Origin of the sequence: Microbacterium sp. P26 (assembly GCF_023712585.1) — a bacterium.
Classification (GTDB): domain Bacteria; phylum Actinomycetota; class Actinomycetes; order Actinomycetales; family Microbacteriaceae; genus Microbacterium; species Microbacterium algihabitans_A.
The window spans coordinates 233,285-256,327 of sequence record NZ_JAMAXZ010000004.1; the positions used below are offsets into that span (position 1 = coordinate 233,285).

The window sequence follows — 23,043 nt, forward strand, 5'->3', positions numbered from 1 at the left end:
GATGTCGTCGCCCGCTCGAACCGTCGGGTTCAGGAGGCGCCGCCTCAGATGACCTCGGCGCTCCACGGGTCGGGGCGGCCGAAGCGGAACGCCCCGATCGAGACCGCCTGCTCGCGCAGGAAGGGCAGCAGCTCCAGGCGGCCCGCCGTGGTCACCTCGTCGGTGTACAGGGTCAATGAGACGTCGGGACCCACCGCCTCGGCGACGGCGGAGCGCACGGCCGCCATCGTCGACGCCGGGCCGACCAGCCGCACGCGCGACGGGCGCGGCGCGGCCTGGAAGCTCTCGAGGGGCTCGCCCTCCGCGGCATCCGGAACCACACCCGACAGACGTTGCAGCCACTCCTCGTCGCTCTCGACCGACACGGGCACGCCGCTGTCGCCGAGCAGGTGCCGCACCGCCGCAGGGAGCCCGACCGGGGTGCTCAGGCTGTAGGTCGAGCCCGATCGCACCGCGGCCACGAGCACGCGCAGCACGGCCTGCCACGCGGCGTCGGCCGTGGCGCGGATCGCGACGTCGGTCGGGCGGTAGCGGCGGAGGTTCCGCTCGACGCCGAGGCGCGAGACGTCGCGCACGCGTCCGTACTCGCGGTCCCAGGCGACGGCGTCGCTCAGCGCTCCGCGGCGCAGCCAGTCGAACGCCTCGTACGACAGCGAGGGCTGCGCGGCTTCGATCAGGCCCGTGATGCGGCTGTCGAGCCCGCGCAGGTGCAGGGTCGACGACGCCGCCCCACCCGACGAGGGCCGCCACGAACCGAGGGTCATGAGCCGGTTGGGCCCGCCCGACATCGCGCCACCGCCGACGGTCGACGCCCCCCAGCCGCCGATCGGCTCGCGCTGCACGACGGCACCGGTCGACGGTCGGTTCACGCGCAGCACGGCCGCCTCGACGGTGTCGAGCCACAGTTCGAGGTCGGCGGTGTCGCGGGTATGCAGTCCGGCGACGAAGCCCGAGCCGATCGCGTTCTGCAGCTCGATCGCGCGGGTGACGGTGGGCGCGTGCAGCACGCCGAGCACCGGGGCGGCCACGGCGGCGCGGGTGAGGTGCGATCCGGCGGTCACGCCCGTGCGCACGCCGGGCGACCAGAAGCGTCCGGCGGTCTCGGGGCCGAGGTCGAGTTCGCGCGGCTCGACGAGCCAGTGCTCGCCGTCGCCGAGCACCGTGAGCGCGCGGCGCACCTCGCCACTCGGCTCCTCGACGAGCGGACCGACGTCCGACAGCGGGTCGTCGGCGGGCCCCACCCGCAGCGACAGCACGGCGTCGCGCAGCTGGTCGGCGAAGCGCGTCGAGCGTGCGACGGCTCCGACGAGGATCACCAGCGAGGTCGCGGTCGCCGCCTGCCCCGCACGGGTGAAGGCGCCCGCGACGATGTCGGCGACGGCCTGGTCGATGTCGGCCGAGGGCGCGACGATCGTGGCGTTGCGGCCGGCGGTCAGCGCCTGCATCGGCAGGTCGGGCCGCCACGTCGCGAAGCGCTCGGCGGTCGTGCGGGCTCCCGCGAGCAGCACCCGGTCGATGCCCGGGTGCACGACGAGCGCCCGGCCCGAGGCGTCTTCGTTCAGGTCGACGAAGGCGAGCAGGTCGCGGGGAACCCCGGCGGCCCACAGGGCTTCGGCCACGACCGCGCCGGCGCGGCGGGCGCGGGGCGACGGCGTCAGCAGCACTCCGGAGCCTGCGACGAGGGCGGCGAGGGTCTCGGCGGCGCAGAGGCCGACCGAGGAGTTCCAGCGCGGAGCCACGACGGTGACGCGGTCGGGCACGAAGACGGCGCCGGGCACCCGGTCGAGTTCTTTCGCCGTCGCCGCGGCGTAGGCGGCGGCGTCGACCGCCTGGCTCACCTCGGCGTCGGCCTCGCCCACGAGGGCACCGCTCTCTGCGGCGAGCACCTCGATCAGTTCTGCTCGGCGCTGTGCCAGCGTGCGCGCGGCCCCGCCGATGACGACGGCGCGCTCCGCGGCGGCGAGCGCACCCCACTGTTCGGCGGCCTCGGCGACCCGGGCGATCACGGCGTCGAGTCCGGCTTCGTCGTCGATGCGGCCGGCGGCGGCGGTGGCGTCTCCGGCGGTGGAGCCGGCGACGCGATCGAGCACCGCGAGCGCCCAGTCGCGATCGGCGGCGACGCCCGGATCGGTGTCGGCGACGTTGCGGAACCCGGGGGCTCCCCCGGCGAGCTCCGCGCTCTCGCGCGCCGAGAACACCGCGGTGTCGACGAAGGCCTGCCCGCCGAAGAGCATCTGCTGCACGTCGGGGCCCAGGGCGGAGGTGTCCCCGGATGCCGCGGCCTCACGGGCGATGCCGAGCACCGCCTGCGTCAGCCCGGCCTCTTCCGCGTCGTCGGCAGCGCGTTCGCGCAGGATCGCCTGCTCCTCCGCGAGGTCGCGCTGCGGCGCTCGGGCGGGCGGGGCCGGATCGGCGGCCGCGGCGAGCGCGCGAAGGGCGCGCGCAGCGACACCCCGCGTCTCGGGCGGGTCGATCTCGTCGACGCCGTCCGCGGCGAGGGAGGCCGCGGGCACCGCCGAGGGAAGGGCGGGCGCGGCGGTGACGGCCTCGACGTGCGCGCGGGCCAGGCGAGCGGCGACGTCGTCGAGGTCGTCGGGGTGGGCCGCGGCGACGGCGACCACGTGCGGGGCGTCGGGAGCCCACGATGCCGCTGCGGGCAGTACCAGAAGGGCGTCCGCTCCGGCCTCGTCGACGAGGGCGAGCGCCAGCGCGGCGCGCTCGGGGTCGACGGTGGCGATCTCGAGCGAGAGCCCCTCGCGGCCTCGGTCGGTCAGGGCTTCCCGCAGGGCGCGCACCAGCTGGGCGTCGACGGCGTCGCGGGCGGTGACGGCCGGGGCGAGCCACCCGTGGCGGGCGGCGTCCACGGCATCCGTCGTCTCGATCACCGCGTCGCTCAGCCGCACGGTGAGCGGCGCTCCCCCGGCGCTGACGCGCACGCGCGCCCAGGCGGCGAGTTCGCCGACGGCCGCGAGGCTCTCGGGCACGGCGATCGGCAGGCGGATGCCCGCGCGCAGGCCGCTCAGGCGCGGCTCCTCGAGCACGCGGGTCAGCACGGCGACGGCGAGGTCGAGGTCGCTCCGCCCCTCGACCACGAGCGTGACGTGCGTGTCGGCGGCGGCGGCATCGAGGAACAAGGGCAGCAGCCGTTCGGCCGCGTGCTCGACGTCGGCGTCGAACGCCCACGGCGACGGGTTCGCCACGGCGTCGGCGACCGACAGCGACACCCGGCTCACGTCGTCGCGCTGCACGAGCGAACGGATGCCGTCGAGCCGGCGCCGCGCGGACTGTTCACCGAGCACGGCGGGCCCGACCAGGCGCACCTCGACCGAGGTTCCGTCGGCGGCGAGACCCGCCAGGCCGGCACCCAGACGCTCGGGGCGCGCGTCGAGGGCGAGGCCGGCGAGCAGGTCGCGCAGCGCACGGCGCGCGAGGGGAACGGCCGGGGCGGGGAGCACGGGGGCCACGGCTCCGCCGAGGTGCACGGCTCCGCGCACGAACCACGGCAGCTCGGCGGGGATGTCGGCGGCGAGCCGGTGCAGAGCGGAGGCGGCGGCCGTCGTGCTCTCGGGACGCAGCACGCCGTCGACCGCAGAGGCGACGAAACGCGCCGTCGCGGGGTCGGTGGCCCCGGCGCGGGGCACGAGGGCGGCTGCGCGTGTCGCGGCCCGCGAGGCGAGGTCGGACGAGAGCGCGGGACCGGTGGCGGGCGGGTCGACGGGGCTCATGATCGACAGCCTAAGCACGCCGCGCGCGCTGGCCCGGCGGCCCGCCGAGCGGCGGCGGAACGACCGTGCAGACGGCATCCGCGTGACGCTCCGCGACCCCGGGCCGCCCGCGATCGGCACGGCTTCGCTACTGTCGTCCCGTCCCCGCACCGACGAAGGATCCGCCATGGCTCACACCCTCACCGACATGCCCCTCGAGCTCCTGCGCGCCTACCGCCCCGAGCTCACCGCGCCCGACGACCTCGACGCGTTCTGGGACGAGACCCTCGCCGAGGCCCGCGCCGCCGCCCGACCGAGCACGCTGGTCGACGTCGACGGCCCGCTGCGCGCGCTGCGGGTGCAGGACCTGACGTTCACGGGCTATGCGGGCAACGAGATCCGCGGCTGGGTCGTGCGCCCGCACGGCGACGAGGTTCTCCCCGCGGTCGTGGAGTTCATCGGCTACGGCGGGGGCCGCGGCCTGCCCGGCGAGAAGACCGCCTGGGCCGCCGCCGGCTACGTGCACGTGATCATGGACACCCGCGGGCAGGGCTCGACGTGGAGCGTGGGCGAGACCCCCGACCCGCACGGATCGGCCGCCGCCTTCCCGGGCGTCATGACCCGCGGCATCCGCGACCCGCACGACTACTACTACCGCCGGCTATACACCGACGCGGTGCGCCTGGTCGACGAGGTGCGCACGTTCGCCGGGGTCGATCCCACGCGCATCGCCGTCACCGGCGGCAGCCAGGGCGGCGGGCTCGCGATCGCCGCCGCAGCGCTGGCCGGCGACGCGGTGGCGGCCGTCATGCCCGACGTGCCGTTCCTGTCGGACTTCCCGAGCGCCATCCAGCGCACGCCGTCGGCACCGTTCACCGAGATCACGCGCTACCTGTCCGTGCACCGCGACGCCGCGGCCGACGTGCTGCGCACGCTGTCGTACGTCGACGGCGCGATCCTCGCCCGGCGCATCACCGCGCCCGCGCTGTTCTCGGTCGCCCTCATGGACGACATCGTGCTGCCGTCGGGCGTCTTCGCGGCCTTCCACGCCCTGGCATCCGACGACGCCGCCCTCGAGGAGTACGCCTACAACGGGCACGAGGGTGGCGGCTACCGCCACTGGATGAAGCAGGTGGCCTGGCTCGACGCCCGCTTCGGGCGCTGAGCCGCGGGCTCACTCCCAGACGCTGGGCGCCGGGCGCTTCGTCGACGGCAGGGCGGAGCCCGCGGCCCAGTCGTGCACCCACGACTCGATGTCAGGAAGACCCTCGGGCCGACCCACGGCGGCGAAGAGCTCGTCGTGCGGCACGGTGCCACCGGTTCGGCGCAGGATCCGCGCCCGGATGATCGCGCGGGCGTAGATCTCGCCGCGCACGAGGGCGCGGTGCTCGAGGTACACCGCGCGGTCGTCGTGGCCGATCATGCGCGTCTCGAGGTCGAAGCGCTGACCGAGCTCGAGCGAGCGACGGAAGGTGATCGTCTCAGCGGCGACCACGGCGTACCAGCCCTGCTTCGTCATCGCCTCGACGAGTCCCGATCGCGTCAGCAGGTCCCACCGCCCGAGGTCGAACAGCGACAGGTAGCGCCCGTTGTTCATGTGGCGCAGCAGATCGATGTCGGTGGGCAGCACGCGGATGCGCATGCGCGTCACCGTGCTGGGGTCGATGGGGCCTTCGCGACGGAGGCGACGGCGAGCACGAGCGAGCACCAGCAGGGTGCGCCAGAGGACGTTCACGAGGGGCGAGCGTAGCGATCCGACCACGGATCGACGATTGCCTTGTGCTCAGTCCACAAGTGCCCGGTCCACGCCCCGTACAGATCTCTGCGGTTCCCGCGGCGGGTAGACCCAGGTCACGAGCACGACCGACACGATCATGAGCAGGAACCACGACGAGAGCTTCGATACGTCGACCGGATGCCACTCCCCGACCTGCGACGGGTACAGCCAGGCTCCGGCGTAAGTCGCGATGTTCTCGGCCAGCCAGATGAACACCGCCACCCCCGCGAAGGCCAGGAGGATCGGCATCCGGAACCGCCCGCGGAAGAAGCGGAAATGCATCATCGTGCGACCCCACAACACGACGACGGCGAGGATCAGCACCCAGCGCAGATCGACGATCCAGTGGTGGGTGAAGAAGTTGGCGTAGATCGCCACGGCGACGACCGCCGTGATCCACCTGCGCGGGTAACGCGTGAAGCGGAGGTCGAACAGGCGGTACACGCGCACCATATAGCTGCCGACCGCCGCATACATGAACCCGCTGTACAGCCGCACCCCGCCGAGGCGCAGCACGCCGTCGGCCGCGTACATCCACGACCCGACGTCGGTCTTGAAGAGTTCCATCAGCGTCCCGACGACGTGGAACGTGACGATCACGCGCAGCTCGCGCAGGGTCTCGAGACGTCCGAGCACCATGACGACCTGGATCAGGACGGCCGCGATCGTGAGGGCGTCGTTGCGCGCCAGCGGCGCGTCATCCGGGTACCAGAGCTTCGCCGCGAGCACCACGGCCAGGAACGCGGCGCCGAACACGCACGCCCACGCCTGCTTGAGCACGAAGACGGCGAACTCGACCAGACGCGCTCGGGCACCCAGGGCCGGAGCGGTCGCGAGCAGACGGTTCGCGAGGGCGTCGAGACGCGCCTCGACGGAGGTCAACCGGGGGCGTTCCGACACGGCGGTCATGCTGGCACGCACGTCTGACAAAGTGCCGCTTGTACCGCACGAGACGGGCTCCGGCGGTCGATTTCACCCTGGACGGATGCCGCGCGTAGAGTCGCGCCATGACTGCGGAAATCCGAGCCGACATCGTCGTCCGTCCGGTGCGCGACGTGGATGCCGAGGCCCTGGGCCGCGTGCACGCCACCTGCTGGCACGAGACCTACGACCACCTCATCAGCACCGCCGCCCTCGAGGCCGTGTCGCCTCGTCGCATGGCCGAGCTCTGGACCCACTGGGCCGCTCAGGGCGAGGACTACCGCATGTACGCCGCCCTCGTGAACGGCGAGATCGTCGGGTTCGTGGGCTCCGGCCCCGCGCGCGATGACGACGCCCCGCGCGAGCGCGAGCTGTACTTCATCTACCTGCTCGACGCCTACCACGGCACCGGGATCGGCCAGCGCCTGTTCGACGCCGCCGTCGAAGAGGGCGAGGGCCTGTACCTCTGGGTCGCCGACGACAACCCGCGCGCGCACCGGTTCTACCAGCGCAACGGATTCACGCTCGACGGCGCCTCGCACACCGAGCCGTTCCTCGGTGAGGAGCTCACCGAGGTGCGCTTCGTTCGCTGACGTGCTGCAGATCTGGGCCCTCGACGGCATCCCCGAGATCACCCCGGGCGATGACCTTGTCCAGGTGATCCTCGATGCCGTCGGCGACCCCCTGCGCGACGGCGACATCGTCGTGGTCACCAGCAAGGTCGTGTCGAAGGCCGAGGGGCGCATCATCCGCGCCGACGACCGGGAAGACGCCATCACGCGCGAGACCGTGCGCCTCGTGGCCTCGCGCACCTCCCCCACCGGGCACGTGACGCGCATCGTCGAGAACCCGCTCGGCATCGTGTCGGCCGCGGCCGGCGTCGATGCGAGCAACACCCCCGAGGGCACGGTGCTGCTGCTGCCGGTCGACCCCGACGCCTCGGCCCGCGCCCTCGCGACCGGACTGCGCGCGGCGACCGGGGCGCACGTGGGCGTGATCGTCACCGACACGCTCGGACGTGCGTGGCGCGAGGGCCAGACCGATCACGCGATCGGCGCCGGCGGCGTCCACGTGTTCGAAGACCTCCGCGGGACGACGGATGCCGAGGGCCGCCCCCTCGTGGTGACTTTGCCGTGCGTCGCCGACGAGATCGCCGCCGCCACCGACCTGGTCAAGGGCAAGGCCGCTCGCCGCCCCGTCGCGATCGTGCGCGGGCGCGCCGACCTCGTGGGCGACCTCGACCTGCCCGGTGCGCGCTCGATCGTGCGCGATCCGGTGCGCGACATGTTCCGCCAGGGCGCCGACGAGGCGTACGCCGAGGGATTCGCCGCCGGACGAGACGCCGCGGGCTGAGCGCGTCGGGCTGAGCGCGCCGGCTGGCCTCGCGGGCTGACCTCGCGCGTCGGGCTGACGCCGCGCGTCAGGCTGCGGGGCGCCTGGCCACCGAGGGCCGGACGGACGGGGTCATGTCCCGATATGCGCAGACCGTGTCCCAGTATCGGCTGGCTGGAACCCTTCGAGGCAGCCGAAAGTGGGACATACTCCCGTGTCGGGCCGCCTGGGCCGGGGAGCTCAGCGGATGCCACGAACGCCTCCCCACCGCGGGCCGGACGGACGGGGCCATGTCCCGATATGCGCAGACCGTGTCCCAGTATTGGCTGGCTGGAGCCCCTCGAAGCAGCCGAAGTGGGACATGCTCCCGTGTCGGGCCGCCTGGGCCGGGGAGCTCAGCGGATGCCACGAACGCCTCCCCACCGCGGGCCGAGCGGACGGGGCCATGTCCCGATATGCGCAGACCGTGTCCCAGTATTGGCTGGCTGGAACCCCTCGAAGCAGCCGAAAGTGGGACATGCTCCCGTGTCGGGCCGCCTGGGCCGGGGAGCTCAGCGGATGCCGCGAGCCGCGAGGCCCTCGCCGAGGTCATCGGCGTGACGCAGGGCCGACACCAGCAGCGGCAACGCTCCACGCCGCAGCGACGGACGCAGCCCCCGCGCCCGCTGGGCATCTCGCACCTCGGCGGCGAGCCGCGCGAGCACGGGGATCGTGGTGATCGTCAGCGTCAGCAGCAGCGCGGCGCGGCCCGGGTCGACGCCGAACCGCGCGAGAGGAGCGAGTCCCCGCTCGAGGGCGTCGAGCAGCGACGAGACCGGCATGCTCACCGGCACGAGACCCGCGATCAGCAGCGCTGCCCCGACACGACTGGTGTTCGCCACCGCGGGTTCGGGGCCGAGGAAGATCAGCTGACCGGCGGCCGTGACGACGATGACCCAACGCAGGCCCCACACCGCCTCGGCCAGGACGCGCAAGCCCCGACCGACCCCCATGCCGCTCCCGGCATACAGCACGACCGGCAGCGACAGCACCATCACCGTGACCCACGTCGACGGCAGCGCCGCCACCGCCACGGCGACCAGCGCGAGGATTGCGAGCTTCGGACCCGCCGGCATCCGGTGCAGCCACCCCGTCGCGGGGACGTACAGGCTCAGCACGCCAGCGCTCCCTCGTAGGCGTCGACGACCTCGGACGAGATTCCGGATGCCGCGACCCGACCGTCCGCGATCAGCACCGCGCTCTCGCAGCGTCGGGCCAGGGCGAGGTCGTGCGTGACGAGCACGAGCGCGTGCCCGGTGACGGCGAGCAGGTGATCGGCGACGCGGCGCGCGTTGCGCCCGTCGAGGAACGCGGTCGGCTCGTCGGCGATCACCAGCGCGGGCTCGCGCACGAAGGCGCCGCAGAGGGCGAGCATCTGCTTCTGGCACCCGACAGATCATGAGCGGGGCGGTCGCCCAGCCCGTCGAGTCCGAAGCGCGCGAGGGCCGCCTCGACGCGAGCGTCACGTTCGACCCGCGGGAGACGTGCCGCGCGCAGCGACAGCGCGACGTCTTCGGAGACGGTGGGCATCATGATCTGGGCGTCGGGGTTGCTGAGCACCAGCGCGACCTTCGAGCGGAGCGCGGCGGGATCGTGATCGGGGTCGCATCCGAGCACGCGCAGGTCTCCGCCCGTGCGCCGTACGAGCCCCGCGAGCACGCGGGCGAGCGTCGACTTGCCCGAGCCGTTGTCGCCGATCAGGGCGATCGTGCGCGCCGACAGGTCGAGCGACACCTCGCGTAGCACCTCGCGCCCGCCGAGGCGGACGCCCAGCCCCTCGCAGCGGATCGTGCTCACGCCGCGACGCCGGCCCGACCGCGATCGGGCGTCGCGACCCGCCACGTCCGGCGGAATCCGCGCGGGTAGGCGCGCACGAGGGTCGTCACGACAGCGGTCGCGACGGCGGCCTTGAGCAGATCTCCCGGCACGAAGACGAGGCTCGACAGCGCCGTCTCGCCGAGTGGCAGGCGCGTCACGAGACTCTGCACCGGGATGCCGATCGCGTAGATCACCAGCACTCCCCCGGCGATCATGGCCAGGGCGGTGCGCCAGACGACCGGGCGACGACCGCCCGCGTGCACGATGAGACCGACGACCGCGGCACCCAGGATCCACCCCAGCGCGTAGCCGGCGGTCGGCCCGACGAAGACGCCGAACCCGCCGCGGCCTCCGGCGAGCAGCGGCAGCCCCACGGCGACGAGGGCCAGCAGCACGGTCACCGACAGCGCACCGAGCCACGGCCCGAGCACGGCCCCGGTGAGCATCACGCCCAGGGTCTGCGCCGTGATCGGCACGCCGCCGAACACCGGGAAGCTGCCGGGCAGGCCCAGTACGGCGATGACAGCGGCGAAGACGGCGACGCGGGCGAGGTCGGTGGCGTCGAGGGTACGAGTCATGGGGAGCCTTCCTGAACAGTGTTCACGTGAACGGCGTTCACTATACTCACGCCATGGCTCCCCGTGGACACTCCGCCGACGACGTCGCCCTCACCGCATTGCGGATCCTCGACGAGCATGGACTCCCCGACCTCACGATGCGTCGACTCGCCGCCGCTCTCGAGGTGCAGCCGAGTGCGCTGTACTGGCACTTCCCGAACAAGCAGACGCTGCTCGCCGGTCTCTCCGATCGGATCGTCGGGCGCATGGCATCCGGACCCTCCGTCGACCTCGTGGCCGAAGCCCGCGCCCTGCGCGAGGCCCTCCTGGCCTACCGCGACGGAGCCGAAGTGGTCTCGAGCACCCTGGCGATGGGTCTCGGCTCGACGTTGGCGCACGACCGACTCGCGGCGGCCGTGTTCGCCGGCGGGTTCGACGACGAGACCGCCCGCCGCGTCGCCACCACCGTGCTGCACTACGTGCTCGGCTTCGTGTGGCACGAGCAGCAGCGCCTGCAGTACGACAGCGCAGGGGCTCGCGAGGGTGCCGCGGGCGGGCTCGCCGACGACGACTTCGCCTCGGGGCTCGAGCTCATCGCCGCGGGGTTGCGAGCGCGCGGACGCGTCTGACGCGCCTCCGCTGCGTCGGCGGGGTGCCGGCGCGGTGTCGCCCGCGCCGTGGTGGTCACGGCAAGGGCCGCGAGCGCGGCGACGAGATCACCCGCGTTCGGCGAAATGACTCGAGATGTGACGTGATCCCGCGCAACGCGGGTCATCTCGGCGGGGCCCGCCGCGCGCGCTCAACGCTGCTTGACCTCGCCGAACAACCGCGCGAGGGGCACCAGCACCGCCGGCCGCGCCGCCACCCACGCCGCGGCCATCACCACGAGCGAGGCGGCGAAGATCAGCAGACCGGTCGGGTCGCTCGTATACGCGGCGGGGTCTTCCGAGCCCCGGGCGGCGTACATGTGGTTCAGGTTTCGCAGCGCCCCGGTGGCCAGCACGAGGGCGACGTGCACGACGATGAACGCGACGAAGAAGAGCATCGTCGGGAAGTGCACCGTGCGCGCCCACTCGACCGGATACAGCCTGTTGAGCTTCTCGGCGTTCTTCGGCCACACCCCCGACAGTCGCACGCCGCTGATGATCGCGAGGGGCGCGGCGACGAACGTGATCGCGAAGTACGACAGCTGCTGCAGGCTGTTGTAGTTCACCCACCCGTTCTCGGTCGGCCAGTCGAGCGAGGCGTACTGCAGGGCGGCCGACAGCGCGTTGGGGAAGACCTCCCACGAGGTCGGCACGATCCGCATCCACTGCCCGGTGACGAACAGCAGCACGACGAAGATCACGCCGTTGGCGATCCAGAGGATGTCGAGCGCCTGATGGAACCACAGCGCCAGGCTGATGCGCCGCTTCTTGTTGTTGCGCGGCGACCAGAACGCGGCCGGGCGCTTCTCGCGGCGCACCTGCCAGCCGGTGCGGATGATCAACAGCAGGAAGAAGCTGTTGAGGAAGTGCGACCAGTTCAGCCAGGCCGGGAGCCCGACCGGCGCCGAATTCGGCAGGTGGTACTCGCCGGGGAACGCCGCGAGGAACTCGCGCCCGGGCCCGATCGCGAGCACGAAGCGCGCGACGAGCACGGCGATGCCGACGAGTGCCAGCGCGAAGACGCCGAGCACGGCGGTCGAGCCGAGCAGCTGCACGGGTGAGAAGTCGGCGAGGCGGGCACCTGCTCCCCCCCGTGTCGGGGCCGCCGTGGGGCGCTTCTGCGTGCGGGCCGGCGTCGTCGCGCGGTTCCGAGCCGCGGCCCCCGGCCAGACCGTGCGCGGGACGGTGAGCGGCGGGCGCGGGGATGGTGTCGCCGGTCGGGCATCCGCGGCCGGGGCGGGGGTCGCGGACGCCGCCGTCGCGCGAGTGTTCTCGTCGGAAGTCGCCGCGGGCACGGCGTCCACGCCCGCATCGGACCCGCCCACCGCCGCGGGTGCCGGGGTCTCGGCATCCGCACCGGAATCGGATCCGCTCACGGAGATCGGACGCGCGGGTTCGAGCTCTCCGCTCCCGCCGCGATCCTCTGCTTCTGAGGCGGTGCCGGGGCGCGGGGCAGAGGGCGGAACGACGGATGCCGGCGGCCAGGGCTCCCCGCCGGGCTCGCGCGGGAGTCCCCGACGCACGCCGGCCGCCTCCTCGCCCGCGAGGGTCGCGGCATCCGATCCGGGACCGGAAGCGCTCACCGTCGGGGCCTCGGCGCCGGATCCGCTCGCCGTCACGGGCGCCGTGTTCCCGGCATCCGCACCCGAACCGGATCCGCTCGCCGAGACCGGGCGCGCGGGCTCGGTCGATCCGACCCCGGGGAGATTCTCCGATTCTGCGTCGGCACCAGGACGTGCCGCGATGGGCGGAACGGCGGATGCCGGCGGCCACGGCTCCCCGCCGGGCTCGCGCGGCAGTCCGCGACGCACACTGCCCGCCCCGGCTGGCGCAGGGGTGGCATGCACCTCGGCCGCGGGCGAGCCGGAGGTGGGCGACGTCTCCGCCTCGGGCGAGGCAGAAGGGGCCGGCGCGGAAGCGGGTGCCACAGATCCGGATGCGTGCAACGGATGCGGATCCGCGGGCGTCTCGGATCCCGATACGTGGCGCGGGTCCGCATCCACGGCGTCCGCGCCGTCGGCGTCACCCGCGCCGGGCGCGATCGAGGCCGCGGGCGGCCAGGGCTCCCCGCCGGGGGTGCGCGGCAGCCCGCGTCGCGGGGTGCGGGGTGTGGACGCCATCTACTCTCGGGAGGACTTTTTATGCGCCTTCAGCGCGCTGAGCAGCTGCGGGACGACGGTGAACAGATCTCCGACGATACCGAAGTCGGCGATCTCGAAGATGGGGGCTTCCGGGTTCTTGTCGATCGCGACGATCGTGCGCGCGGTCTGCATGCCCGCGCGGTGCTGGATGGCCCCCGAGATGCCGAGCGCCACGTAGAGCCGCGGCGACACCGTGACGCCGGTCTGTCCGACCTGAGCGGCAGCCGGCACGTATCCGGCGTCGACCGCGGCCCGCGAGGCCCCGACGGCCGCACCGAGGGCGTCGGCGAGTTGCTCGACCAGGGCGAAGTCTTCGCGCGAGCCCACTCCGCGACCGCCGGCGACGACCGCCGCGGCCCCGCGCAGTTCGGGACGCGACGAGGCGACAGCGGTCTCGGCGAAGCCCTCGACGCGGGCGTGGGGGGTTCCGGATGCCGCGGCCTCGAGGCTCTCGACGACGAGCGGTCGCGCGTCGAGACGCTCTTCGACGGATCCGGGGCGGAGCGTCGCCGCGAGGGGCCCGAAGGTGGGTGCCCCGTCGACGGTGAAGGCTCCGCCGAAGGCCGCGTGATGGGCGACGACACCGAGCTCGTCGCGGCCCACGCCCACGACGTCGGTCGCGAGGGGCATGCGCAGGCGCGCGGCCAGGCGCGCGAGCGCGTCGCGCGACTCCACGGCATGCGAGGCGAGCACGATGTCGGGGCTCTCTTTCGCCACCGCCGCGGCGAGCGCATCGACGACCGGACCGGTCAGGGCATCGGCGTCGGTGACGGCCGTGAGCACGCGCGTGGCGCCGAGCGCGGCCGCCTCGGACGACGCCTTCTCGAGGGAGTCGGCGGTCGAGGCGACCAGAGCGACGGGATCTCCGACGGTCGCGGCGGCGGCGAGCAGGCCGGGAGCGGAGGCGGCCAGCGCCCCGCCGGGCAGCACCTCGAGCAGCACGAGAGCGGAGGACATCACGCCACCCCCTCGGCCACGAGGAAGGCCGCGAGCTTCTCGCCCGCATCGCCCTCGTCGACGATCTTCGTGCCGGACGCGCGCGGCGGCCTCTCGGCGACGGACAGCATGATGTACCGCGCGACCGCGGGATCCTCGACCTCGACGCCGAGTTCGGCGGCATCCACGGTCTCGTACGGCTTCTTCTTGGCCGCCATGATCCCCTTGAACGTCGTGAACCGCCCCTCGGGCATCGCCTCGGTGATCGACACGACGGCCGGCAGCGCCGCCGAGACCCGCATGGTGCCCGCGTCGCTGATGCGGTCGCCGGAGACGGCGTCGTCGGACACCTCGAGACTCGACAGGGCCGTGAGCTGCGGTACTGCCAGCAGCTCGGCGACCATCGCCGGCAGCACACCTCCTCCGCCGTCGGTCGACAGGTTGCCCGCGATCACCAGGTCGAACCCGGTGCGGCGGATCGCCGCGGCCAGCACCTCGGCGGTGAGCACGAGGTCGGCGCCGCGCAGGCTGTCGTCGACCACGTGCACGGCCGAGGTCGCCCCCATCGCGAGGGCCTTGCGCACGGTCGCCGTGGCCGAAGCGGGCGCCATCGTCACGACGACGACCTCGGTGCCCACGTGCGCATCGGCGTACGCGAGGGCGGCCTCGACGGCCCGCTCGCCGATCTCGTCGAGCACGGCCGCGGATCCCGCGCGGTCGGTGAGCCCGGTCTCGAGGTCGAGCCGACGCTCGCCCCAGGTGTCGGGCACTTCTTTGATCAGGACCACGATCTTCATCGACGGGGCTCCTTCGGAGAGAGGGCGGATGCCGCTGCATCGCGGCCACGTGTGGGTGCGGGGAGCGAACGCCAGGTCCCTGAGCCCGTCGAAGGGACCGGCACCACGCGCGGGGGTTCAGGGAGACCCACCCGCGCAGTCCAGGTCCTTGAGCCTGTCGAAGGGACCGGGATCAGGCGCGAGACTCCGGACAGGCCCCACCGCGAAAGCAAGGTCCCTGAGCCCGTCGAAGGGACCGGGAGCCGCGTACCCGACCCGCCCGAGCGGTACCGTGAATCGCGAGGAGGACCGATGACGCGACGACTGCCTGTCGACCCCATCGCCGAGGCGAAGCGCCAGTGGCTCGTACACGGGTGGGACGACGCCGCCGACGGCATGACCGTGGTGACCTCGGTGATCCGCGCGCACCAGCTGTTGATGGCGGCGATCGACCGCGCGCTCAAGCCCTTCGACCTGTCGTTCTCGCGCTTCGAGATGCTGCGGCTGCTCGCCTTCACTCGCGAGGGGCGGATGCCGATGGCCAGCGCCATCGCGCGCCTGCAGGTGCACCCGACGAGCGTGACCAACACGGTCGAGCGCCTCGCGCGCGACGGGTACGTGACGCGCGAGCCGCATCCGACCGACGGCCGCGCGGCGTTACTCGCACTGACCGACGCCGGCCGACGCCGAGTCGGCGAGGCCACCGACGCGCTCAACGCCGTGTTCGCCGACCTCGGCCTCGACGACGACGACGCGACGGCGCTCGTGCGGATCATCGCGCGCTTCCGCAAGGGTGCGGGCGACTTCGCCGACCCCGCCCCGGTGCCCGACCCGCTCTGAGCGCTCATCGGTGCGTGAACGACGGCGCGCGCTTCTCGCGGAACGCCGCCATCCCCTCTTTCTGGTCGGCCGTGTCGAACAGGGCCGCGAAGGCCTGTCGCTCGAAGCGCACGCCCTCGGCGAGGGTCGACTCCAGCGCGACGTCGAGAGCCGCCTTCGCCGCGTACAGCGCGGGCAGCGGCTTCTCGGCGATCGTCTGCGCGACCTTCTCGGCCTCGTCGAGCAGCTCGGCCGCCGGGACGATGCGCGAGACGAGTCCCGCGCGCTCGGCCTCGGCGGCGTCGATCATGCGGCCGGTCAACACGAGCTCGGCCGCCTTGTAGTACCCCAGCGCCCGCACGAGACGCTGCGTGCCGCCCATTCCCGGGATGACCCCCAGCTGCACCTCGGGCTGACCGAACTTCGCGCGATCCGAGGCCAGGATCACGTCGCACATGAGGGCGAGCTCGCATCCGCCGCCGAGGGCGTAGCCCGACACCGCTGCGATCACGGGGGTGCGCACGGCCGCGAACCGCGTCCACGCGCCGAAGTGGTCGGTGAGCATCATGTCGAGACCCGACTTCTGCTCCATCTCTTTGATGTCGGCGCCCGCGGCGAAGGCCTTCTCGCTGCCCGTCACCACGATCGCCCCAACGCCCTCGTCGACGTCGAAGGCTTCGGCCGCCGCGACGACATCCCGCATCGACTGCGTGTTCAGCGCGTTCAGCGCCTCGGGACGGTCGAGGAAGATCCACCCCACGCGGCCCCGCTGCTCGACGCGGATCGTCTCGTATCCGGCATCCGGTTCGGTCATGGTGACTCCCGTCGTCTCGAGTGATGGTCGCAGCGGTCTCGACCGCCCTCGAATGCTCGCACGCCCCACCGACATCGATCGAGGGTCTTGCCGCACGGCGTCGGCGGCAGCGCTTTTCGCGGCGGCGTCGGCCCGGTTCGGGGCGGGTTCCGTCGTTCGGGGCGGGGAATTCACGCCCCGCGCGACGGAATCCGCCCCGAACGAGAGAAAGGGCACCTCACGCCGCGAGGACGCTGCGGCCGACGATGAGGCGCATGATCTCGTTGGTCCCCTCGAGGATCTGGTGCACGCGCAGATCGCGGACGACTTTCTCGATGCCGTAGTCCTGCAGATAGCCGTAACCACCGTGCAGCTGCAGCGATTCGTTGGCGACGCGGAAGCCCACGTCGGTCGCGAACCTTTTCGCCATGGCGCACCGGGTCGCGGCATCCGGAGTCTTCGCGTCGAGCGCGGTCGCCGCATCGCGCACGAGCAGTCGCGCGGCTTCGAGCTCGGTCGCCATGTCGGCCACCGCGAACACGACCGACTGCTTCTCAGCGAGGGCCTCTCCGAAGGTGAAGCGCTCGTGCACGTACGAGATCGCGCGGTCGAGCGCCCAGCGCGCCCCGCCGATCGAGCACGTGGCGATGTTGAGGCGGCCGCCGTTGAGGGCGTTCATCGCGATCGAGAACCCGCGGCCCTCGCCGCCGAGCAGGTTCTCGGCGGGTACGCGCACCTCGTCGAGGATCACGGCGCGAGTGGGCTGGGCGTTCCAGCCCATCTTCTTCTCGTTCGGTCCGAACGACAGCCCCTCGGAGTCGGCGGGCACGATGAAGGCGCTGATGCCGCGCGCTCCCGGCTCCCCCGTGCGGGCCATGACGACGTAGACCGACGCCTCCCCGGCGCCCGAGATGAACTGCTTGACCCCCGTCAGCACGTAGGTGTCGCCGTGGCGGATCGCCGAGGTGGTGATCGCGGCGGCATCCGACCCCGCGCCGGGCTCGGTGAGGCAGTAGGCGCCGAGGTCTTCCATGGCCACCAGCGACGGCAACCACCGCTCGCGCTGGCCGGAGGTGCCGTAGGTGTCGATCATCCAGGCCACCATGTTGTGGATCGTGATGTAGGCCGTCACCGTGGGGTCGCCGTAGGCGAGCTCCTCGAAGATCGCCACCGCGTCGGCGCGCGACAGCCCGGCGCCGCCCACGTCGTCATTGACGTAGACGCCGCCGAGACCCAGCTCCCCCGCGCGGCGCAGCACGTCGCGGGGGAAATGCTTCTCGGCATCCCAGTCGAGGGTGTGGGGGGCGATCTCGGTCGCGGCGAAGTCGCGCACGGCGTCGAGGATGGCGTCGCGCTCGTCGGAACTCAGGGTGCCGGTCGACGGGGCGTCGAGCGCGGGAGCAGGGGTGGTGTCCATGCGGCTCTCCTTCGGAAGGCGACGGCGTCGTCGCTTCCGCCAGAATATCTGGACGTCCTACTAAATGATAGAGGTCCCGATTATGACGCGGAGACACCGAAGAGGGCGCCGACCGCGTAGGTCGCGGCGAGCGCGAGCGCCCCGCCGATCACCGTGCGCAGCACCGCACGCCCGCGCCGCGCTCCGCCGAGCACCGCCGCGACGTAGCCCGTGATCGCGAGCGCGAGGAGCACCGCCACAAAGGTGAGCGGCACGCGGATCTCGACCGGCGCGAGCAGGATCGTCGCGAGCGGCAGCAGGGCACCGATCGTGAAGGCGACCGCCGAGGCGAAGGCCGCGGACCACGGGCTCACGACGTCTTCGGCGTCGATGTTGAGCTCGACCGAGAGGTGGGCCTTGAGGGCGTCGGATGCCGTGAGCTCGTTCGCCACGCGCGTCGCGGTGTCGCGCGACAGGCCCTGGGCCTCGTACATGCCCACGAGCTCGGCGAGCTCGGCCTCGGGATCGTCGGCGAGCTCGCGTTTCTCCTTCTGGATGAGGGCGTGCTCGCTGTCGCGCTGGCTCGAGACCGAGACGTACTCGCCGAGTGCCATCGAGACGGCACCACCGACGAGGGCGGCGAGCCCCGCGATCAGCACCGGACCGGTGTCGCTCGTGGCCCCCGCGACACCGACCACGACCGCGGCCGTCGAGACGATGCCGTCGTTGGCGCCGAGTACCCCGGCGCGCAGCCAATTCAGTCTCTGAGAGAGCCCTTGGCGGTGCGGCTCGTCGGCATGAGCCCCGTTCGCTGTCGTCATGCGGTCAGGGTAGACCCGGCCCCCGACATCACGGCGCGGTTGCGAGGCCGCCGTTCGCCCCTCGTTCACCGGAGGGTCACCGAGCCCCGCGAAGATCGCCCCGTCCGCGCCTTCCGTCGCGGATCGGTGCGCTCCCGCCCCACCGCGCATCGCCTTCTCCCCGTACCCGAGGACACAGCATGCCTTCGACCTTCCTCCGCCGTGCGGTCGCGTTCAGCGCGACCACCGCGGCCGTGTGCGCACTCGCGCTATCGAGTGCCACCGCGGCATCCGCCGCCATCGTTCCCGACCCGGTGCGCAATGCTCCCGCCGACAGCGCGGTGAGCCTGCGTCCGCTCGGCAGCTACGAGACCGGAGTGTTCGACCAATCGGCCGCCGAGATCGTGCACGCCTACAAGAACCGCCTGTTCGTCGTGAACGCGCAGGCCGGCGCCGTCGACGTGCTCGACAACAGCACCCCCGCGGCCCCGACGAAGCTGTACTCGATCACCGGCACCGGCGTGGCCAACTCCCTCGCCGTGCGCGCCGACGGCCTCGGCGTCATCGCGCTCGAAGACGCCGACAAGACCGCGCCCGGTCGCCTGGTGTTCTTCGACGCGGATGCCGCGGAGCCGACGATCCTCGGAGAGGTCACCGTGGGCGCTCTGCCCGACATGGTGACGATCTCCGACGACGGCACCTACGCCGTGGTGGCGAACGAGGCTGAGCCCGCCGACGACTTCTCGGTCGACCCCGAGGGTTCGGTCGGCGTCGTCACGCTCCCCACCGCCAAGGCCGCGCCCGCCCAGAGCGCTGTGCGCACCGCCGGATTCGCCGCGTTCGAGCAGGGCGGATCGAAGACCCTCGACCCCGCCGTCCGCGTCTTCGGCCCCGATGTCGCCGCCCCCGACCAGGGCAGCACCCCGCTCGCCGAGAACCGCGTCAGCCGCAACCTCGAGCCCGAATACGTCGCCATCGCCGGCGGCACGGCCTACGTGGCGTTGCAGGAAGCCAATGCCATCGCGGTCGTCGATCTCGCGTCGGCCGAGGTCACCGGCATCCGCCCCCTGGGGTTCAAGGACTACGGCGTGCAGACGCTCGACGCGAGCGACCGCGACCCCGAGGACGCCCCCACCTACACCGAGAAGAGCTACCCCGGGCTGTTCGGCATGTACATGCCCGACGGCATCCAGGCCTACGAGGCGAACGGCGAGACCTACCTCGTCACCGCCAACGAGGGCGACGGCCGCGAGTGGGGCGACTTCACCGACACCGCTCGCGTGAAAGACCTCGGCGACGACGGCCTCGCCCCCGTCTGCGCCGACAGCCCGCTCGCGGGTTCGCTAGACGACGCCGACCTGGGCCGCCTCAACGTCGCCACCGACATGGGCCTGAACGCCGACGGCACCTGCTACTCCGAGCTGTACACGTTCGGCGGCCGCGGGTTCTCGGTGTGGACCACCGACGGCGAGCAGGTCTTCGACTCAGGCTCCGACTTCGAGCGCATCACGCACGACGCCAACCCGGAGTTCTTCAACTCGAACCACTCCGAGTCGAACCTCGAGGGCCGCAGCGACGACAAGGGCCCCGAGCCCGAGAACCTCGCCATCGGCCAGGTCGACGGACGCACCTACGCCTTCATCGGCCTCGAGCGCGTCGGCGGCGTGATGACCTACGACATCACCGATCCCTCCGACGCGACGTACGCGGGCTACGTCAACAACCGCGACTTCTCGGTGTCGGTCGAAGACCAGCTGACGGGCGACGAGACCGCCGACCGCGAGCTGCTGGCGAAAGCCGGCGACCTCGGTCCCGAGGGCGTCGAGTTCATCTCGGCCGAGAACTCCCCCACGGGCCGGCCGCTCGTGGCCGTCGGCAACGAGGTCTCGGGCACCACGACGGTCTTCTCCGTCGAGAATCCGAACGTGAAGAACATCGACATCCTCACGATCAACGACTTCCACGGCCGCCTCGAGGCGGGATCGCAGGGCGAGGCCGGCGCTGCCGTCATCGCCGGCGCCGTGAAGGCGAAGGAAGCCGCGAACCCGAACACGCTGTTCGTCTCGGCCGGCGACAACATCGGCGCGTCGACCTTCACCTCGCTCATTCAGGACGACTCCCCCACGATCGACACGCTGAAGGCCTCGGGCCTCGACGTCTCGGCCGTCGGCAACCACGAGTTCGACCGCGGCTTCGCCGACCTGACCGACCGCGTGCTCCCCGAGTACGGCGGCGGCGAGTTCGGCCTCGGCGCCAACGTCTACAAGAAGGGCACGAAGGAGCCCGTCCTCGACGAGTACGCGATCAAAGACGTCGACGGCGTGCGCGTGGCCTTCATTGGCACCGTGACCCCCGACACCGCGACCATGGTCGACCCGGCCGGCATCGCCGACCTCGAGTTCGGCGACCAGCTCGAGGCCGCGAACCGCGTGGCCGACGAGATCACGGCCGGCGACCTCGCCGACGTCATCGTGCTGCTCACCCACTCGGGCGCCGCTACCTCGAACGACTGCGCCGCCATCTCCGCCGACCAGGCCGGATTCGGCAAGCTGGCCGTGAACGCCTCGCCCGAGATCGACGCGATCGTCTCGGCGCACACGCACCAGACCTACGCCTGCGACCTGCCCGTGGCCGGCACCGACCGCACCCGCCCGGTGATCCAGGCCTCGGAGTACGGCAAGGCCATGGGCCAGCTGTCGCTGAGCTGGAACACGCGCACCGACTCCCTGGCATCCGTCTCGGGCACCACGTTCCCCCTCGCGGGCGCGTTCGCTCCGGATGCCGCGATCGAGGCCCAGGTGGCCGAGTACGTCGCACAGGCCGACGTGATCGGGGCGAAGCCGGTCGGCGAGATCAGCGGCGACATCCTGCGCGGCGGCACCCCGTCGGGCTCCGACCGCGGCGTCGAGTCGTCGATGGGCAACTGGGTCGCCGACGTCTACCTGTGGGCGACCTCGCAGAACCCCGCCTACGCCGGCACGAAGGCGCAGATCGCGCTGATGAACCCGGGCGGCCTCCGCGCCGACCTGCTGAAGGGCGATGACGGGGTGGTCACCGACAAGGAGGCCGCTCTCGTGCAGCCCTTCGCCAACACCCTGGTGACGGTGACCCTCACGGGTGAGCAGATCCGCGAGATCCTGAACGAGCAGTGGAAGGCCGAGGGCGACCGCCCGAAGCTGCACCTCGGCGTCTCGGACGGCTTCACCTACGAGTACGTGCAGGACGCCGCGAACCCGCGCGTCGGCTCGGTAGTCTCGATGGCCTACCAGGGCCAGCCGATAACCGACACCGACACGTTCACGGTCGTGACGAACTCGTTCCTCGCCAACGGCGGAGACGGCTTCCCGACCTTCGCCGCCGGCACCGACCGCACCGACACGGGTCAGATCGACCTCGACGCGACCCTGGCGTACTTCGAGGCGACCCCCGTGGTCGACCCGGCCCCGCTCGGCCGCGCGACGCTGTCGACGGGTGAGACGCCGACGCCCGGTGAGCCGGGTCAGCCCGGCGAGCAGCCCGGCGACCCCGGCATGCAGCCCGGCCAGCCCGGCCAGCCCGGTGCCCAGCCCGGTCAGCCGGCGGGCACTCCCGGCGGCGGACTCGCCACCACCGGCGTCGAGGCCCCTTGGGGCATCGCCCTCGCGGGTGGGTTCCTCGTGGTCGCGGGCGGTCTCGCCTTCGCGCTGCGCAAGCGTCGCACCGTCTGACGCCTGACAGCGGAACGGCCCTCACCCTCGCGGGGTGGGGGCCGTTCCCGTTCGCGTGAGGGGTCAGAAAGTGTCGCCTGGGAGCGCGCCAGGCGACACTTCTCGACCCCTCACGCGAGCGCCGCCCCTCAGGCGCGGAGCACCTGCACCTGCACCCCGGATGCCGCCGACTCGACGCGCCAGACCTGTCCACTGCCGCGCACGGCCGGCGCCGCCTGCGCCGAGACCACCAGGGCCGTGTTCTCATCGATCGCCACGCCGTCGGTGACGAGGCCCGCATCGACCGCGGAAACGAGACGCGAGAGGGTGCCCCACTGTGCGGCGTGCACGTCGACCGCGAAGTCGAGGAGTCCGAGGCCCGGCCGCACCGCGACCTCGCCGAGCTCTTCGCCGGCATCCTCCGACACGACCTCGACCCCGCCGACGCGGTATCCGCCGACGAGAGCCGGACCGGCGGCGATGGCCGCGCCCGCCGAGAACCCGGCGTACGGCAGGCCGCCCGCGACCCGTTCGCGGATCAGATCCCGGATGCCGCCGAACGCGTCGCAATACGCCGGAGTCAGGCCTCCGCCGACGAACACGCCGTCGGCCTCGACCGCGGCATCCGTGAAGCTCTCGCCCTCGACGATCGCGTGCACGCGGATCTCGTCGGATCCCGCGCCCGCCGCGTCGAGCACCTCGCGGAACCGGTCGACCGAGGAGTCGTCGTCGGCCTCGAGCACGAGCAGCAACGCGATCGCGGGGGCACGGCCGGCGCCGCGCTCCCGAGCCTCGCTCACGAAGGCCTGCAGCAACGACCCGCAGACGGCGACATCGCGGCCGCCGCCGAGAAGGAACACACTCATGCGCCCAGTATCCCGGGGCGGCCGCCCTTCGCGTG

The 23,043-nt window shown here is 72.6% G+C and carries 18 protein-coding genes and 1 pseudogene; 6 read left to right on the top strand and 13 right to left on the bottom strand.

All coding sequences use genetic code 11. The features are described 5' to 3' along the window. Positions 1–44: 44 nt before the first annotated feature. Entirely contained in the window at positions 45–3,725 is a 3,681-nt protein-coding gene (locus tag M3667_RS10285) for a proline dehydrogenase family protein (RefSeq protein ID WP_251507792.1), read from the bottom strand. A gap of 166 nt (positions 3,726–3,891) precedes the next feature. Between M3667_RS10285 and M3667_RS10290 the strand changes: the two genes are divergently transcribed. Next, complete coding sequence (locus M3667_RS10290) at positions 3,892–4,869, top strand: acetylxylan esterase (RefSeq protein WP_144834467.1); 978 nt, start codon at positions 3,892–3,894, stop codon at positions 4,867–4,869. 9 nt (positions 4,870–4,878) lie between these two features. Here M3667_RS10290 and M3667_RS10295 read toward each other — a convergent pair whose 3' ends face one another. Together M3667_RS10295 and M3667_RS10300 are read right to left on the bottom strand one after the other, a co-directional pair. Further along, positions 4,879–5,439, bottom strand: a complete 561-nt coding sequence (locus tag M3667_RS10295) for an acyl-CoA thioesterase (protein WP_154097675.1) — start codon at positions 5,437–5,439, stop codon at positions 4,879–4,881. 48 nt (positions 5,440–5,487) lie between these two features. Continuing rightward, a complete protein-coding gene (locus M3667_RS10300; RefSeq protein WP_251507794.1) occupies positions 5,488–6,390 on the bottom strand; it encodes a DUF817 domain-containing protein in 903 nt (300 codons plus the stop codon). A 98-nt stretch (positions 6,391–6,488) separates the two neighbouring features. On the opposite strand from M3667_RS10300, the gene M3667_RS10305 reads away from it, so the two are divergent. Together M3667_RS10305 and cofE are read left to right on the top strand one after the other, a co-directional pair. After that, positions 6,489–6,995: a GNAT family N-acetyltransferase gene (locus M3667_RS10305; protein WP_251507796.1), complete on the top strand. Its 507-nt coding sequence runs from the start codon at positions 6,489–6,491 to the stop codon at positions 6,993–6,995. A 1-nt stretch (position 6,996) separates the two neighbouring features. Continuing rightward, entirely contained in the window at positions 6,997–7,755 is a 759-nt protein-coding gene (cofE, locus tag M3667_RS10310) for a coenzyme F420-0:L-glutamate ligase (protein ID WP_251507798.1), read from the top strand. A gap of 530 nt (positions 7,756–8,285) precedes the next feature. Here the strand turns inward: cofE and M3667_RS10315 are convergent. The 3 genes and pseudogenes from M3667_RS10315 to M3667_RS10325 all read right to left on the bottom strand — a co-directional run bounded on the left by M3667_RS10315 (position 8,286) and on the right by M3667_RS10325 (position 10,169). Continuing rightward, positions 8,286–8,891 carry an energy-coupling factor transporter transmembrane protein EcfT gene (locus M3667_RS10315; RefSeq protein ID WP_251507800.1) on the bottom strand — a complete coding sequence of 202 codons (606 nt, stop codon included), beginning with the start codon at positions 8,889–8,891 and terminating at the stop codon, positions 8,286–8,288. Beyond that, positions 8,885–9,570 (bottom strand): annotated as a pseudogene (locus M3667_RS10320) (energy-coupling factor ABC transporter ATP-binding protein). Before M3667_RS10320 ends, M3667_RS10315 begins: the two are co-directional and overlap by 7 nt. Beyond that, complete coding sequence (locus tag M3667_RS10325) at positions 9,567–10,169, bottom strand: biotin transporter BioY (RefSeq protein ID WP_251507803.1); 603 nt, start codon at positions 10,167–10,169, stop codon at positions 9,567–9,569. The pseudogene M3667_RS10320 and the gene M3667_RS10325 overlap by 4 nt, the downstream one beginning before the upstream one ends. 53 nt (positions 10,170–10,222) lie before the next feature. Between M3667_RS10325 and M3667_RS10330 the strand changes: the two genes are divergently transcribed. Continuing rightward, positions 10,223–10,777 carry a TetR/AcrR family transcriptional regulator C-terminal domain-containing protein gene (locus M3667_RS10330; RefSeq protein WP_251507804.1) on the top strand — a complete coding sequence of 185 codons (555 nt, stop codon included), beginning with the start codon at positions 10,223–10,225 and terminating at the stop codon, positions 10,775–10,777. A gap of 170 nt (positions 10,778–10,947) precedes the next feature. On the opposite strand, the gene M3667_RS17015 is transcribed toward M3667_RS10330, so the two are convergent. The 3 genes from M3667_RS17015 to M3667_RS10345 form a co-directional block, all read right to left on the bottom strand. Further along, positions 10,948–12,171 carry a cytochrome b/b6 domain-containing protein gene (locus M3667_RS17015; RefSeq protein ID WP_251507806.1) on the bottom strand — a complete coding sequence of 408 codons (1,224 nt, stop codon included), beginning with the start codon at positions 12,169–12,171 and terminating at the stop codon, positions 10,948–10,950. Between the two features lie 744 nt (positions 12,172–12,915). After that, positions 12,916–13,893, bottom strand: coding sequence for an electron transfer flavoprotein subunit alpha/FixB family protein (locus M3667_RS10340; RefSeq protein ID WP_251507808.1), 978 nt, complete (start codon positions 13,891–13,893; stop codon positions 12,916–12,918). Further along, positions 13,893–14,669, bottom strand: a complete 777-nt coding sequence (locus M3667_RS10345; RefSeq protein ID WP_251507810.1) for an electron transfer flavoprotein subunit beta/FixA family protein — start codon at positions 14,667–14,669, stop codon at positions 13,893–13,895. Before M3667_RS10345 ends, M3667_RS10340 begins: the two co-directional genes overlap by 1 nt. 291 nt (positions 14,670–14,960) lie before the next feature. On the opposite strand from M3667_RS10345, the gene M3667_RS10350 reads away from it, so the two are divergent. Then, entirely contained in the window at positions 14,961–15,488 is a 528-nt protein-coding gene (locus tag M3667_RS10350) for a MarR family winged helix-turn-helix transcriptional regulator (RefSeq protein ID WP_251507812.1), read from the top strand. 4 nt (positions 15,489–15,492) lie between these two features. Here the strand turns inward: M3667_RS10350 and M3667_RS10355 are convergent, their stop codons facing one another. From M3667_RS10355 to M3667_RS10365, 3 genes are all read right to left on the bottom strand, one after another. After that, on the bottom strand, positions 15,493–16,281 hold the full coding sequence (locus tag M3667_RS10355; protein WP_251507814.1) for an enoyl-CoA hydratase-related protein: 789 nt from the start codon (positions 16,279–16,281) through the stop codon (positions 15,493–15,495). A 217-nt stretch (positions 16,282–16,498) separates the two neighbouring features. Next, positions 16,499–17,677, bottom strand: a complete 1,179-nt coding sequence (locus M3667_RS10360; protein ID WP_251507816.1) for an acyl-CoA dehydrogenase family protein — start codon at positions 17,675–17,677, stop codon at positions 16,499–16,501. An 80-nt stretch (positions 17,678–17,757) separates the two neighbouring features. Then, the gene (locus tag M3667_RS10365) at positions 17,758–18,477 is read right to left on the bottom strand and encodes a VIT family protein (protein WP_251507818.1); all 720 of its coding nucleotides are present in this window, start codon (positions 18,475–18,477) and stop codon (positions 17,758–17,760) included. 179 nt (positions 18,478–18,656) lie between these two features. On the opposite strand from M3667_RS10365, the gene M3667_RS10370 reads away from it, so the two are divergent. Next, on the top strand, positions 18,657–22,163 hold the full coding sequence (locus M3667_RS10370; protein ID WP_251507820.1) for a choice-of-anchor I family protein: 3,507 nt from the start codon (positions 18,657–18,659) through the stop codon (positions 22,161–22,163). A 128-nt stretch (positions 22,164–22,291) separates the two neighbouring features. Here the strand turns inward: M3667_RS10370 and M3667_RS10375 are convergent, their stop codons facing one another. Next, a complete protein-coding gene (locus tag M3667_RS10375) occupies positions 22,292–23,008 on the bottom strand; it encodes a Type 1 glutamine amidotransferase-like domain-containing protein (protein ID WP_251507822.1) in 717 nt (238 codons plus the stop codon). Between the last annotated feature and the right edge of the window lie 35 nt (positions 23,009–23,043).

Coding starts and splice junctions, on each gene's coding strand:
- M3667_RS10300 (WP_251507794.1), bottom strand. CDS start 6,390: ATGACCGCCGTGTCGGAACGCCCCCGGTTGACCTCCGTCGAGGCGCGT.
- M3667_RS10370 (WP_251507820.1), top strand. CDS start 18,657: ATGCCTTCGACCTTCCTCCGCCGTGCGGTCGCGTTCAGCGCGACCACC.
- M3667_RS10360 (WP_251507816.1), bottom strand. CDS start 17,677: ATGGACACCACCCCTGCTCCCGCGCTCGACGCCCCGTCGACCGGCACC.
- M3667_RS10330 (WP_251507804.1), top strand. CDS start 10,223: ATGGCTCCCCGTGGACACTCCGCCGACGACGTCGCCCTCACCGCATTG.
- M3667_RS10285 (WP_251507792.1), bottom strand. CDS start 3,725: ATGAGCCCCGTCGACCCGCCCGCCACCGGTCCCGCGCTCTCGTCCGAC.
- M3667_RS10350 (WP_251507812.1), top strand. CDS start 14,961: ATGACGCGACGACTGCCTGTCGACCCCATCGCCGAGGCGAAGCGCCAG.
- M3667_RS10290 (WP_144834467.1), top strand. CDS start 3,892: ATGGCTCACACCCTCACCGACATGCCCCTCGAGCTCCTGCGCGCCTAC.
- M3667_RS10355 (WP_251507814.1), bottom strand. CDS start 16,281: ATGACCGAACCGGATGCCGGATACGAGACGATCCGCGTCGAGCAGCGG.
- M3667_RS10325 (WP_251507803.1), bottom strand. CDS start 10,169: ATGACTCGTACCCTCGACGCCACCGACCTCGCCCGCGTCGCCGTCTTC.
- M3667_RS10375 (WP_251507822.1), bottom strand. CDS start 23,008: ATGAGTGTGTTCCTTCTCGGCGGCGGCCGCGATGTCGCCGTCTGCGGG.
- M3667_RS10305 (WP_251507796.1), top strand. CDS start 6,489: ATGACTGCGGAAATCCGAGCCGACATCGTCGTCCGTCCGGTGCGCGAC.
- M3667_RS10365 (WP_251507818.1), bottom strand. CDS start 18,477: ATGACGACAGCGAACGGGGCTCATGCCGACGAGCCGCACCGCCAAGGG.
- M3667_RS10345 (WP_251507810.1), bottom strand. CDS start 14,669: ATGAAGATCGTGGTCCTGATCAAAGAAGTGCCCGACACCTGGGGCGAG.
- M3667_RS10340 (WP_251507808.1), bottom strand. CDS start 13,893: ATGTCCTCCGCTCTCGTGCTGCTCGAGGTGCTGCCCGGCGGGGCGCTG.